General features: G+C 65.5%; 8 protein-coding genes. All 8 read right to left on the reverse strand.

The window, feature by feature from the left end; translation table 11 throughout:
- Positions 1–114: 114 nt before the first annotated feature.
- The 8 genes from fusA to ITJ61_RS08020 all read right to left on the reverse strand — a co-directional run bounded on the left by fusA (position 115) and on the right by ITJ61_RS08020 (position 13,748).
- A complete protein-coding gene (gene fusA / locus ITJ61_RS07985) occupies positions 115–2,229 on the reverse strand; it encodes an elongation factor G (protein WP_104242688.1) in 2,115 nt (704 codons plus the stop codon).
- Positions 2,230–2,283: 54 nt separating this feature from the next.
- On the reverse strand, positions 2,284–2,754 hold the full coding sequence (rpsG, locus tag ITJ61_RS07990) for a 30S ribosomal protein S7 (RefSeq protein WP_068479304.1): 471 nt from the start codon (positions 2,752–2,754) through the stop codon (positions 2,284–2,286).
- Entirely contained in the window at positions 2,754–3,128 is a 375-nt protein-coding gene (rpsL, locus tag ITJ61_RS07995) for a 30S ribosomal protein S12 (RefSeq protein ID WP_068479306.1), read from the reverse strand. The genes rpsG and rpsL overlap by 1 nt, the downstream gene beginning before the upstream one ends.
- A gap of 261 nt (positions 3,129–3,389) precedes the next feature.
- Positions 3,390–3,908: a hypothetical protein gene (locus ITJ61_RS08000; RefSeq protein WP_194685918.1), complete on the reverse strand. Its 519-nt coding sequence runs from the start codon at positions 3,906–3,908 to the stop codon at positions 3,390–3,392.
- A gap of 19 nt (positions 3,909–3,927) precedes the next feature.
- Entirely contained in the window at positions 3,928–4,419 is a 492-nt protein-coding gene (locus ITJ61_RS08005; protein ID WP_194685919.1) for a hypothetical protein, read from the reverse strand.
- Positions 4,416–6,206, reverse strand: coding sequence for a hypothetical protein (locus ITJ61_RS08010; protein WP_194685920.1), 1,791 nt, complete (start codon positions 6,204–6,206; stop codon positions 4,416–4,418). The genes ITJ61_RS08005 and ITJ61_RS08010 overlap by 4 nt, the downstream gene beginning before the upstream one ends.
- A 126-nt stretch (positions 6,207–6,332) precedes the next feature.
- A complete protein-coding gene (locus ITJ61_RS08015; RefSeq protein WP_104242696.1) occupies positions 6,333–10,211 on the reverse strand; it encodes a DNA-directed RNA polymerase subunit beta' in 3,879 nt (1,292 codons plus the stop codon).
- Between the two features lie 48 nt (positions 10,212–10,259).
- The gene (locus tag ITJ61_RS08020; protein WP_104242698.1) at positions 10,260–13,748 is read right to left on the reverse strand and encodes a DNA-directed RNA polymerase subunit beta; all 3,489 of its coding nucleotides are present in this window, start codon (positions 13,746–13,748) and stop codon (positions 10,260–10,262) included.
- Positions 13,749–14,043 lie beyond the last annotated feature (295 nt).

Consider the following 14,043-nt stretch of genomic DNA (forward strand, 5'->3'; position numbering starts at 1 on the left):
CTCCTAGGACGTCGTTGGTGTCCATCCGCCAATGATGCAGAAGGACTTCCGGGTTTTCAGTGATGAATGTTACCCGCTCGGGCGACGCGCTGCGTCACCCGAGCCGGTAGAGGCTTATTCGCCCCGGTTCTTCTGGATGATCTCCTCGGCAACGGCCTTGGGGACCTCGGAGTAGGTTTCGAACGTCATCGAGTACACAGCGCGACCAGAGGTCTTGCTGCGGAGGTCACCGATGTATCCGAACATCTCCGACAGCGGTACGAGTGCACGCACTACCTTCACGCCACTGGCATCTTCCATCGACTGGATCTGGCCGCGGCGGGAGTTCAGGTCGCCGATCACGTCGCCCATGTACTCCTCAGGAGTACGGACCTCGACCGACATGAGCGGCTCGAGGATGACGGGACCGGCCTTGGGGGCTGCTTCCTTGAACGCGATCGAGCCCGCGATCTTGAACGCCATCTCCGAGGAGTCGACGTCGTGGGCAGCACCATCGAGGAGCGACGCCTTGACGCCGACCATCGGGTAGCCGGCGAGGACGCCGACCTGCATGGCGTCCTGGATGCCAGCATCCACGGAAGGGATGTACTCACGAGGCACGCGACCACCGGTGACGGCGTTCACGAACTCGTAGGTCTTCTCCGCGTCCATCTCAAGCGGCTCGAGCTTGATCTGGATCTTGGCGAACTGGCCGGAGCCACCCGTCTGCTTCTTGTGGGTGTAGTCGAACTTCTCGACGACCTTCGTGAGCGTCTCGCGGTAGGCGACCTGGGGCTTGCCCACGTTCGCCTCGACCTTGAACTCGCGCTTCATGCGGTCGACGAGGATGTCGAGGTGCAGCTCGCCCATGCCCTTGATGACCGTCTGACCGGTCTCCTGGTCGAGCATGACGCGGAACGTCGGGTCTTCCTCGGCCAGCTTCTGGATAGCCGTTCCGAGCTTCTCCTGGTCGGCCTTGGTCTTCGGCTCGATCGCGACCTCGATGACGGGGTCCGGGAAGGTCATCGACTCGAGGACGATCTGCTTGTCAGGGTCGCTCAGGGTGTCACCGGTCATGGTGTCCTTGAGGCCGATGACGGCGTAGATGTGTCCAGCGGTCATCGACTCGACCGGGTTCTCCTTGTTGGCGTGCATCTGGAAGATCTTCCCGATGCGCTCCTTCTTGCCCTTCGAGGAGTTCACGACCTGCGCGCCGGACGGGACGTGTCCCGAGTAGACGCGCGTGTAGATGAGGCGACCGAAGAACGGGTGCACGGCGATCTTGAACGCGAGAGCCGCGAAGGGCTCGTCGGCGCTCGGACGACGCGTGAGCTCCTCCGACTCGTCACGCGGGTTCATGCCGATGACGGCAGGAACGTCGAGCGGCGACGGGAGGTAGTCGACGACGGCATCGAGCATCGGCTGGACGCCGCGGTTCTTGAACGCGGAGCCGCAGAGCACCGGGTACATCTCGCTCGTGACGGTGAGCTTGCGGATGGCTGCCTTGATCTCGGGAATCGAGATCTCCTCGCCGGCGAAGAAGCGCTCCATGAGCGCGTCGTCGGTCTCGGCGACGGCCTCGAGCAGCTTCGTGCGGTACTCCTCGGCGCGCTCCTTGAGGTCTTCCGGGATCTCCTGGGTCTCGTACGCAGCACCCAGGGTGGTGTCACCCTTGGAGTCGCTCGGCCAGACCTTGGCGTTCATCTCGACCAGGTCGACGACGCCGATGAAGTCGTTCTCAGCGCCGATGGGGAGCTGGATGACGAGCGGCTTCGCGCCGAGGCGGTTGATGATCGTGTCGACCGTGAAGTAGAAGTCGGCGCCGAGCTTGTCCATCTTGTTGACGAAGCAGATGCGCGGGACGTCGTACTTGTCAGCCTGACGCCAGACGGTCTCCGACTGGGGCTCAACGCCCTCCTTGCCGTCGAACACGGCGACGGCACCGTCGAGGACGCGGAGCGAACGCTCCACCTCGACGGTGAAGTCGACGTGACCAGGCGTGTCGATGATGTTGATCTGGTTCTTCTTCCAGAACGACGTCACAGCAGCGGAGGTGATCGTGATGCCACGCTCCTGCTCCTGCTCCATCCAGTCCGTCGTCGAGGCGCCGTCATGCGTCTCGCCGAGCTTGTGGTTGACACCGGTGTAGAACAGGATGCGCTCGGTGGTTGTCGTCTTGCCAGCATCGATGTGCGCCATGATGCCGATGTTGCGGACCTTGTTCAGGTCAGTAAGCACGTCCTGTGCCACGGGTGTCCTCCGAAAGGATTGAAGCGAGAGTGGTGAGGGCTACCAGCTGCTGGGTTACCAGCGGTAGTGCGCGAAGGCCTTGTTCGACTCGGCCATCTTGTGCGTGTCTTCACGGCGCTTCACCGCGGCGCCGAGGCCGTTGGATGCGTCGAGGATCTCGTTCGTGAGGCGCTCGGTCATCGACTTCTCGCGACGGTTCTTCGCGTAGCTCGTGAGCCAGCGGAGAGCGAGCGTGTTGGCGCGGTGAGGCTTGACCTCGACCGGGACCTGGTAGGTCGAGCCACCGACGCGGCGCGAGCGAACCTCGAGCGTGGGGCGCACGTTGTCGAGCGCCTTCTTCAGAGTCGCGACTGCGTCGAGCTCGGACTTGGCAGCGACACCCTCGAGTGCGTCGTAGACGATGCGCTCGGCGAGGCCCTTCTTGCCATCAAGAAGGATCTTGTTGACGAGCTGGCTGACGATGGGGGCGCCGTACACGGGGTCGGCGACCACGGGGCGCTTGGGGGCTGGACCCTTACGTGGCATTACTTCTTCTCCATCTTCGCGCCGTAACGGCTGCGAGCCTGCTTGCGGTTCTTCACTGCCTGGGTGTCGAGTGCACCGCGGACGATCTTGTACCGCACACCCGGGAGGTCCTTCACACGGCCGCCACGGACGAGCACCATCGAGTGCTCCTGGAGGTTGTGGCCCTCACCTGGGATGTAGGCGGTCACCTCGGTGCCGTTCGACAGCTTGACACGGGCAACCTTGCGGAGCGCCGAGTTCGGCTTCTTAGGCGTCGTCGTGTAGACGCGGGTGCAAACCCCGCGCTGCTGAGGGTTGGCCTTCAGGGCTGGCGTCTTGGACGCCGACGCCTTGGGGCGGCGGCCCTTGCGGACCAACTGCTGAATTGTTGGCACGAATAATCTCCTTGGTTTTGTACTGCGTGATCGTGGTAAGCACGATTCCTGTGCCTACGAGGCACTGTTTGCCTCTTGATAACCGACCGGCGGTACAAAATCTCTGGTATCGCTGGTTGGTGAAGCGGTGGCAGTCGAGGCGACTGGCGTTGCTTACAGTTGCGCGTTGAGCTGCGGTTTTACACAGTTTCAACGTTCGCACGGTTTTGGGCGCGACAGGGCGCGCGCACCGAAAAATCCTACCCCGTCAGTTTTGCAGGGTCAAGCCACACCCCGATCGCGTCCGGACGGACGTGCCGTCGAGAGGAGGACGGCGATGATCACGATGATCGCGAGCGGCACGATCGCGATCCCGAACGGACTCGTGGAGAGGCCCACGGCGACCTGGCTTGGAAGCGTGGAGATCGCATCCGACGCCCCCGGCTCCGGCCGGGAGCTCGATACCGCGATGCCGGCCATGATCGCGAACGCGAGCCAGGCGAGCAGGCCGCCCGGAAGCGACAGCCAGAGCGAACCCGGCTTGCCGAGGAACCTCCTGCGGAGTGCAACCGCCGCGGAGAGGGCGACCACGGCCGTCGCGGCCGCCACCGCCAATGGCGCCACGAGGACACCGACGCCTGGCAGCTCGATGACGTCCCGATCGAGGCCGAGGGAGACGAATCCCCACGTCGCGATGACGAGCGACGCGAACACGAGGCCGCTGACGGCACCCCACGTCCCAGCCCTCCCCCACGAGGAGCCGGGATCAGGCGGCAGCTCGGCATCGAAGCGTTCGATCATGAGCTCGCAGCCGCCTTCCTCAGGACGTGACCTCGACCTGCAGGCCGCGGACGATGCCAGCGATGTCCTTGCCGATATGCGCCGACTGTCCTGCGGTGCTCGTCCCGACAGCCGTCACGATCTCCGTGACGGGCCCACGGTGCAGGATCACCATCTTCGAGCGGACCTCGAGTCCGCCCAGCCTCTGGTCCCGCTGCGTGGACTCGACGTAGTGGGACAGCTGGGGCTGGTCGAGCGTCTCCGCGGATCGCTCCTTGCCACCCCCCTGCGTGATGCGCTGCCGGAGCACGGTGAGCGCATCCTCTGGCGAGATCGTTCCAGGCCATCGCTCGATCGTGACCAGCACGTTCGGGTTGAATCCGTTGGTCGCCACCAGGTGGCGGGCGCCGAGCACCGACCCCGCCCACTGCAGCGGCTCCCAGCCGGCAGGGACGTCGAGGGACACAGCTGGGAAAGCGGGGAACTCCTCGCTCGGCAGCGTCAGCCGTCGGAGCTGCGTGCCATCGCTCACTCTGCCGCTCCGTTCGCCTCTGCGGTCTCGGCGGCGCGATCGGCCATGCGCTTCTCGTAGCTGAGCTTGGCCCTGCGGTTCGCGCGGGACACCCGGCGTCCGCGTGCCGCCGCGATGCCTCCGACCCACGTGAAGGCCTCCCGGGCCGCGATGGCCGCGACCAGAGCCGTGAGCAGGTGCTCGGAGGCACCGAACTTCGCGATCACCTCGTCGATCCGGATGCTCGTGAGCGGCAGCCCATCCGCGAGGTGCTGCTGCAGCGCGGCACCGAAGTAGTAGCCGAGGACGACAAGCGCGGCAGCGAGGAAGCCCCCGAGCACGTAGGCCCACCAGCCAGCGCGATTCACGATGAGCGCCCAGATGACTCCGAACGCGGCGAAGACCGTCACCGGCACCGTGAAGGCCGCCGTTATGGCGAACTCCGAAGCCTCGCCGATCGGGTCGAGGCCGGTGTTGAACGCCGTGCGCAGCACAGCGAAGGCCAGCAGATACAGGGCGGCGAACACCACGGCCGCGACCAGCGCGACGAACACGGCGAACATCCGGTTCCCGCGTTTCTTCGGCTTCACGGGCGCGAGGTCGTCACTGTCCGTGGGGGCAGAGAGACGCAGCGGGGCGAAGGTCGCGTCGTCCGTCGAGGACGACGTGGCGACAGCTCCGGCGACGCGCTCGTCGTCGCCCTCGTCGCGCAGGCGCTCAGATGGGCCCGTGGCGTCGCCCTCAGCCTCGGTCGAGGAGATGTCTGCCTCCGTGACTCCGTCACCCTCAGCGAGCCCTCCTGACGTCTCTGCGGCCACCGCGGGCACAACCGGGTCCGTGGCCGAGGTGCCCTCCACGACATCGCCCCGCTCGGTGACGGTGACGGCCTCGACCGTCTCGCCGTCGTCGGCGAGCTGCTCGGTCACCGTCTCCGTGACGACGACCTCCGCCTGCACGGCATCGCCGGCATCCCTCTGAGCCGCTCGTTCACTGTCGGGCGCTGCTGCGGCGACAGGCGCGACGGCGTTCACCGCCGCGACGCGGGCAGCGGTGCGGTCGATCTCCAGGGTCCGGCGCGGGGCGTCGAGCTCGTCCTCGGGGGCGGTCGCCGAGCCGGCGGCGTCCACCGTGATCGCGGCGACGGATTCGGCGCCGATGGCGTCGGCAGCCAGCTCCTGTGCGGGCACGGGCTCCGTGACCGGGAAGTCGGCGGCATCATCCTCCTCGGCGACCACTCGGTCGACGACGGGAACGGAGCCGTACGAGTCGACGAGGCCCTCGCGGCCGTCGGGGCGGACGTCCGCGGAATCAGCGGCCTCGGACGGCTCCGAGATGTCATGGTCGAGATCCTGAGACGGGGCGGCGACGTCGACGTCGTCGGTCTGCTCGGGGACGGCGTGAGACTCCGCAGCAGGTCGCTCAGTGGCATCCCGATCAGGCTGGTGGCCGAGCACGGCTGCGAGCTCCTCGCGGTCCAGGCCCACCGTGGCGTTGGGGTCTGCCGCCTCGGCAGCCGTCGAGCCGTCCGCGGCCAGCGGGTCGGAGAATGCCACCGCGACGTCGTCCTGCGGGGCGAGCGCCGGATCGGTCGGTGCCTCAGCGCGCCCATCGAACGCGAGGTCGTCCGCCGCGAGCACGTCGCCAGAGCGCACGTCGCCGTCCTCGCCGATACCTCGGCTGCGCGCAAGCGCGGCCTCCAGCTGGTCCTGGGCGTCCGGAAGCTCTCGGGGCTCGCCCGTCCCTCCGCCGGCCTCCGGCTGCGGGCCGTCATCGAAGGGCTGGCGAGGCGCGCGCGTGTCGTCACTCATGAGGCCAACGTTAGGGCCGTCCGCACGCATCGGGTCGGTGACAAGCCGCAGACGCACGAACGCCCCCACCCGAGACGGGTGGGGGCGTTCGTGCTGGAGCTGCGTCGAGTCGACGCGAGCGAGTGACTAGCTGAAGTTGGATCCGCCGAAGTCGTCGCTCGAGAAGGCCTCGAAGTCCACGAAGGTGAGGTCGTTCTCGTCGAAGCTGCCCTCGTCGGCACCGAACGGGTACCGCTCGGCGCGAGCCTCGTCGGTCGGCTCGACCGACATCTCGCGGTACTTGGTGAGACCAGTACCGGCCGGGATGAGGCGTCCGATGATGACGTTCTCCTTCAGGCCGACCAGCGGGTCGGTCGTCGCTTCCATGGCGGCCTGCGTGAGCACGCGGGTCGTCTCCTGGAACGAAGCCGCCGAGAGCCACGACTCGGTCGCAAGCGACGCCTTCGTGATTCCCATGACTTCCTGACGGCCGGTCGCGGGCTTGCGGCCAGACATGACGGCTGCGCGGTTGATGGAAGCGAAGCGCTGTCCATCAGCCAGCTCACCCGGCAGCATGTCGGTCTCGCCGTGGTCGATGACCGTGATCTTCCGGAGCATCTGACGAACGATGACCTCGATGTGCTTGTCGTGAATCGGCACACCCTGCGAACGGTAGACGCCCTGCACACCGCTGACGAGGTACTTCTGCACCTCGCGAGCACCCTTGACGCGCAGCACGTCCTTCGGGTCGATGGGACCCTCGTGCAGCTGCTGGCCGTGCTCGACGTGCTGGCCATCCTCGACGAGGAGCTCAGCGCGCTTCAGCACCGGGTAGATGTGCGGCTCGTCGCCGTTGTCCGGGATGAGGACGATCTTGCGCGACTTGTCGGTGTCCTGGATCTCGATGCGACCAGCGGCCTCGGCGAGCGGCGATGCGCCCTTCGGGGTGCGGGCCTCGAAGAGCTCCTGGACACGCGGCAGACCCTGCGTGATGTCACCGGCGCTCGACACACCACCGGAGTGGAAGGTACGCATCGTGAGCTGGGTGCCCGGCTCGCCGATGGACTGTGCCGCGATGATGCCGACCGCCTCGCCGATGTCGACGAGGTTGCCCGTGGCGAGCGAGCGGCCGTAGCACGCCGCGCAGACGCCGACGCTGGACTCGCACGTGAGGACAGAGCGGATCTTGACCTCGGTGATGCCCGCATCCATGAGCTGGTCGATGACGACGTCGCCCATGTCGGTGCCTGCAGCTGCGACGACGTTGCCGTCGGCGTCGACTGCGTCGACCGAGATGCTGCGGGCGTAGACCGCGTTCTCCACGTTGTCGTCGACGACGATCTCGCCGCCATCGGTGATGTGGGCGATCTGGATGTCGAGACCACGTGCGGTGCCGCAGTCGTCCTCACGGATGATGACGTCCTGCGAGACGTCGACGAGTCGACGCGTCAGGTAGCCGGAGTCGGCCGTACGGAGAGCCGTGTCGGCCAGACCCTTGCGGGCACCGTGGGTCGAGATGAAGTACTCGGCAACCGTCAGGCCCTCGCGGTACGAGTGCACGATCGGGCGAGGAATGGTCTCACCCTTCGGGTTGGCGACCAGGCCACGCATACCGGCGATCTGGCGAACCTGCAGCCAGTTTCCGTTTGCACCTGCCGTGACCATGCGGTGGATGGAGTTGGTCGACGGGAAGGCCGCCTGCATCTCGTCGGCGACGAGCGCGGTTGCAGCTTCCCACTTCTTGATGACCTCTTCGCGGTACTCCTGCTCGGAGATCGCACCCATGACCTGCCACTCGTTGCGCAGCTCGGCGACCTCAGCCTCGGTGCGCTCGACGATCTCGCGCTTCGAATCGGGCGTCACGAGGTCGCTCAGCGCGATCGAGATGCCCGAGCGGGTCGCCCAGTAGAAGCCGGAGTCCTTGATGCGGTCGAGGGTCTCTGCGACCTCGTCCTTCGAGTACCGCTCAGCGAGGTAGTTGACGACACCGGACAGACGTCCCTTGGTCATCGTGTCCTCGACGTAGGGGTAGTCGGAAGGAAGCAGCTCGTTGAAGCGAGCGCGGCCGAGCGTCGTCTCGACGAGCGCGGTCTCTCCCTGCACGTAGCCCTCTGGAGCCTTGCCCTCTTCGAACGTGATGCCCGTGAGGCGGAGCCTGATGGGCGCGTTCAGGTCGAGCGAGCCCTGGTCGAACGCCATGATCGCCTCGGCCGTGGACGAGAAGACTCGTCCAGCACCCTCGACATCGTCCTGCAGCGTCGTCAGGTGGTACAGACCCGCGACCATGTCCTGCGAAGGCAGGGTGACGGGGCGGCCATCCGACGGCTTGAGGATGTTGTTCGACGCGAGCATGAGCACGCGGGCCTCGGCCTGAGCCTCGACCGACAGGGGCAGGTGGACTGCCATCTGGTCACCGTCAAAGTCGGCGTTGAACGCCGCGCAGACGAGCGGGTGCAGCTGGATCGCCTTGCCCTCGACGAGGAGCGGCTCGAACGCCTGGATGCCCAGACGGTGCAGCGTCGGTGCGCGGTTGAGCAGCACGGGACGCTCGCGGATGACCTCTTCGAGGACGTCCCACACCTCGGGCTTCGCGCGCTCGACGGCGCGCTTGGCTGCCTTGATGTTGGAAGCGTGCTGCAGGTCGATCAGGCGCTTGATGACGTACGGCTTGAACAGCTCGAGCGCCATCTGCTTCGGGAGACCGCACTGGTGCATGCGCAGCTGCGGGCCCACGATGATGACCGAACGGCCCGAGTAGTCGACGCGCTTTCCGAGGAGGTTCTGGCGGAAGCGGCCCTGCTTGCCCTTCAGCATGTCGCTGAGGGACTTGAGAGCGCGGTTGCCGGTTCCCGTGACGGGGCGGCCACGACGACCGTTGTCGAACAGCGCGTCGACCGACTCCTGGAGCATGCGCTTCTCGTTGTTCACGATGATCTCGGGAGCACCGAGGTCGAGCAGGCGGCGGAGGCGGTTGTTGCGGTTGATCACACGACGGTAGAGGTCGTTGAGGTCGCTCGTTGCGAAGCGGCCACCGTCGAGCTGCACCATGGGGCGGAGCTCCGGCGGGATGACCGGGACGACGTCGAGGACCATCGCGGCGGGGCTGTTGCCCGTCGCGAGGAACGACGAGACGACCTTGAGTCGCTTGATGGCACGGATCTTCTTCTGGCCCTTGCCCTCGGCGATCTGCGTGCGCAGGAGCTCGCCTTCGGCCTTGAGGTCGAAGTTCTGCAGGCGCTTCTGGATCGACTCCGCGCCCATGAAGGCCTCGAAGTAGTCGCCGTAGCGGTCGACGAGCTCGTGGAAGTCGGTGTCCTCGGGCTTGAGCTCACCGACCTTCAGGTTCTTGAACGACTCGAAGACGCGCTCGACGCGGGTGATGTCCTCGTCGAACCCCTTGCGGAGCTGACCCATCTCCTTCTCGCCGGCGTCCTTCGTCTTGCGAAGCTGGTCTGCCTTGGCACCCTCTGCCTCGAGAGCACCGAGCTCCTCCTCGAGCCGCAGCATGCGAGCCGCGATGGCCGCATCCTTCTGGTCGTTGAGGCTCTTGAGCTCAAGACGCATCTCGCTCTCGAGACCGCTGAGGTCGTCGCGACGCCCCTCGGTGTCGACGGAGATGACCATGTACGCGGCGAAGTAGATGACCTTCTCGAGGTCCTTCGGCGCCATGTCGAGGAGGTATCCGAGACGGCTCGGAACGCCCTTGAAGTACCAGATGTGCGTGACGGGCGCTGCGAGCTCGATGTGGCCCATGCGCTCGCGGCGCACAGCCGACTTCGTGACCTCGACGCCGCACCGCTCACAGACGATGCCCTTGAAGCGCACGCGCTTGTACTTGCCGCAGGCGCACTCCCAGTCACGGGAAGGTCCGAAGATCTGTTCGCCGAACAGGCCGTCCTTCTCGGGCTTGAGCGTGCGGTAGTTGATGGTCTCGGGCTTCTTGACCTCGCCGTACGACCACTTGCGAATGTCATCTGCCGTGGCTAGGCCGATGCGCAGTTCATCAAACTTGGTTGCATCCAACAATGCTGTTGTCTCCTTGTGAAGAATGAGTCTTCGTCGTGTCGGGGAGGCTTAGATCTCGTCGACGGACGAGGACTCGAAGCGGCTGGAGATGTTGATGCCGAGTTCTTCGGCGGCCCGGTAGGCCTCGTCGTCGTTGTCGCGGAGGCTCAGTGCTGTTCCGTCTGCCGAGAGGACCTCGACGTTCAGGCACAGCGACTGCATCTCCTTGAGGAGAACCTTGAAGGACTCGGGGATACCCGGCTCCTGGATGTTCTCGCCCTTGACGATGGCCTCGTAGGCCTTGACGCGTCCGACGATGTCGTCGGACTTGATGGTGAGGAGCTCCTGGAGCGTGTACGCGGCACCGTATGCGTACAGCGCCCACACCTCCATCTCACCGAAGCGCTGTCCACCGAACTGCGCCTTACCACCGAGTGGCTGCTGCGTGATCATCGAGTACGGACCCGTCGAACGCGCGTGGATCTTGTCATCCACGAGGTGGTGCAGCTTCAGGATGTACATGTAGCCGACGGAGATCGGGTCCGGGAAGGGCTCTCCGGAGCGGCCGTCGAACAGGACGGTCTTTCCGGTCGAGTTGATGAGGCGGTCGCCGTCGCGCGTCTTGAGCGTCGAGTCGAGGAGGCCCGTGAGCTCTTCCTCGGTCGCGCCGTCGAAGACTGGGGTTGCGAGCTTGACGCCCGGCGTTCCCTCGTAGGCCTCGGGAACGAGGTTCTTCGCCCACTCGGGCTCGCCCTCGATCTTCCAGCCGGTCTTCGCGACCCAGCCGAGGTGCGTCTCGAGCACCTGACCGAAGTTCATGCGCTTCGGGATGCCGAGCGGGTTGAGCACGATGTCGAGCGGAGTTCCATCGGCGAGGAACGGCATGTCCTCTTCCGGCAGGATCTTCGCGATGACGCCCTTGTTGCCGTGGCGGCCAGCGAGCTTGTCGCCCTCGGTGATCTTGCGCTCCTGGGCGATGTACACGACAACGCGCTGGTTGACGCCCGAGCCGAGCTCGTCGTCGCCCTCCTCGGAGTCGAAGACCTTCACCTGGATGATCGTGCCGGCTTCACCGTGAGGAACCTTGAGCGAGGTGTCGCGCACTTCGCGGCTCTTCTCGTTGAAGATCGCGCGGAGGAGTCGCTCTTCTGCGCTGAGCTCGGTCTCGCCCTTCGGCGTGACCTTGCCGACGAGGATGTCGCCAGGCTGGACCTCTGCACCGATGCGGATGATGCCGCGCTCGTCGAGGTCCTTCAGGAGCTCGGGCGAGACGTTGGGCAGGTCGCGGGTGATCTCTTCCTTGCCGAGCTTGGTGTCGCGAGCGTCGACCTCGTACTCCTCGATGTGGATCGAGGAGAGCGTGTCGTTCTTCACCAGGTTCTGGCTGAGGATCATGGCGTCCTCGAAGTTGTGGCCTTCCCACGGCATGAAGCCGACGAGGAGGTTCTTGCCGAGCGCGAGCTCGCCGTTCTCCGTCGCGGGTCCATCCGCGATGACCATTCCCTCTTCGACGCGCTCGCCGGCCGAGACGACAACACGGTGGTTGTAGCAGGTGCCGTGGTTCGAGCGGTCGAACTTGCGGAGGAAGTAGGACTCGGTTCCACCCTCGTCGAGCTGCAGGACGACGTGGTCGGCCGAGACCGACTGCACGACACCTGCGCGGTTCGCCGTGATGACGTCACCGGCGTCGATGGCCGCGAAGCCCTCCATACCGGTTCCGACGACAGGGCTCTCGCTGCGAACGAGCGGGACGGCCTGACGCTGCATGTTGGCGCCCATGAGGGCGCGGTTCGCGTCGTCGTGCTCGAGGAACGGGATCAGGCTCGTCGCGACCGACACCATCTGGCGCGGCGAGACGTCCATGTAGTTGACCTCGCCGGCTGGCACGAGCTCGACCTCGCCGCCCTTGCGTCGGACGAGAACCTCGTCCTCGACGAAGTGGCCGTCTGCCCCGATGGGAGCGTTGGCCTGCGCGACGACGTACTCGTCTTCCTCGGACGCGGTCAGGTAGTCGACCTGCTCCGTGACCTTGGTCTCGACGACACGGCGGTACGGCGTCTCGATGAAGCCGAACGCGTTGATGCGCGCGAACGTCGCCAGCGAGCCGATGAGGCCGATGTTCGGGCCTTCAGGCGTCTCGATGGGGCACATGCGTCCGTAGTGGGACGGGTGGACGTCACGAACCTCGACGCCGGCACGCTCACGCGAGAGACCGCCGGGCCCGAGGGCCGAGAGGCGACGCTTGTGCGTGAGACCCGCGAGCGGGTTGTTCTGGTCCATGAACTGCGAGAGCTGGGACGTTCCGAAGAACTCCTTGATCGCAGCGACGACGGGGCGCACGTTGATCAGGGTCTGCGGCGTGATCGCCTCGATCTCCTGCGTCGTCATGCGCTCGCGGACGACGCGCTCCATGCGGCTGAGGCCCGTGCGGACCTGCGACTGGATGAGCTCGCCGACGGCGCGGATGCGACGGTTGCCGAAGTGGTCGATGTCGTCGACGTCGAGGCGGATGTCTGCCGGCTCGCCGCCGCGCTTGCCATCGAACTTCTCGTCACCGGCGTGCAGCGCGACGAGGTACTTGATCGTCGAGACGATGTCCTCGACGGTCAGGACCGACTCGCTGATCGCGGACTCGATGCCGAGCTTGCGGTTGATCTTGTAGCGACCGACCTTCGCGAGGTCGTAGCGCTTCGAGTTGAAGTAGAAGTTGTCGAGGAGCGCACGCGCGGCTTCCGTCGCGACCTGCTCGCCCGGACGCAGCTTGCGGTAGATGTCCTTGAGGGCATCTTCCTTGGTGCGGATGTCGTCCTTCTCGAGCGTGAGCTCGATGGACTCGTATCCGGCGAACTGCTCGCGGATCTCCTCCGTCGTGAGGCCGAGGGCCTTCATGAAGACGGTGACCGACTGCTTGCGCTTGCGGTCGATGCGAACGGCGACCTGGTCGCGCTTGTCGATCTCGAACTCGAGCCAGGCTCCGCGGCTCGGGATGATGCGGGCCGAGAAGACGTCCTTGTCGCTGGTCTTCTCGGGGGTGCGCTCGAAGTAGACGCCCGGGCTGCGGACGAGCTGCGAGACGACGACACGCTCGGTGCCGTTGATGATGAACGTTCCCTTGCTCGTCATGAGCGGGAAGTCGCCCATGAAGACCGTCTGGGTCTTGATCTCGAGCGTCTGGTGGTTCATGAACTCGGCCTCGACGTACAGAGGCGCGGAGTACGTCTTGCCGCGCTCCTTGCACTCCTCGAGGGAGTACTTCTCGGGCTCGAGGTACGGGTTGGTGAAGCTCAGCTGCATCGTCTCGCCGAGGTCCTCGATGGGAGAGATCTCTTCGAAGATCTCGTCGAGGCCCGAACGGAGAGCGACGTCGGTGCGGCCTTCAGCCTGCGCCTGAGCGAGGCGCTGCTTCCAGGCGTCGTTGCCGACGAGCCAGTCGAAGGATTCGGTTTGCAGGGCGAGAAGATCTGGGACATCGAGTGTGTCGCTGATCTTCGCGAATGAGAGTCGGCGTGCATTCCGACCGGTCGTAGGCGTCGGAGATGCGTTGCGCGCAGCAGCCAAGGAAGTTCCCTCCACGATCCCGCGGATTGCGCGAGATGCCAGTAGTGTCGTCGGTGAGGTTCCGCCACGTTTCACGATGTACAAGGCGTGCCCATCGCCAACGGACGCAGTCGATGAAGACCCGCGAAGAAGTTGGTGAGAGAAGCACTGCCAGGCCGACCGCAATATGAAGGCATGGTGAGACGAAGCGCAAACATCGAGTGTATGCGCCGTTTGGTGGTATGTCTACCCCGACCTTGCCTCAATCTGGATTCTCAGGTATAACGCGCTGTCCGACGACGTTCGTTCGCCTCCG

Source organism: Pseudoclavibacter sp. VKM Ac-2888, assembly GCF_015351285.1.
Taxonomy (GTDB): domain Bacteria; phylum Actinomycetota; class Actinomycetes; order Actinomycetales; family Microbacteriaceae; genus Pseudoclavibacter.

Excerpts from the sequence above, each read along its gene's own strand:
- rpsG (WP_068479304.1), bottom strand. The coding sequence starts at position 2,754 with ATGCCACGTAAGGGTCCAGCCCCCAAGCGCCCCGTGGTCGCCGACCCC.
- ITJ61_RS08000 (WP_194685918.1), bottom strand. The coding sequence starts at position 3,908 with ATGATCGAACGCTTCGATGCCGAGCTGCCGCCTGATCCCGGCTCCTCG.
- ITJ61_RS08010 (WP_194685920.1), bottom strand. The coding sequence starts at position 6,206 with ATGAGTGACGACACGCGCGCGCCTCGCCAGCCCTTCGATGACGGCCCG.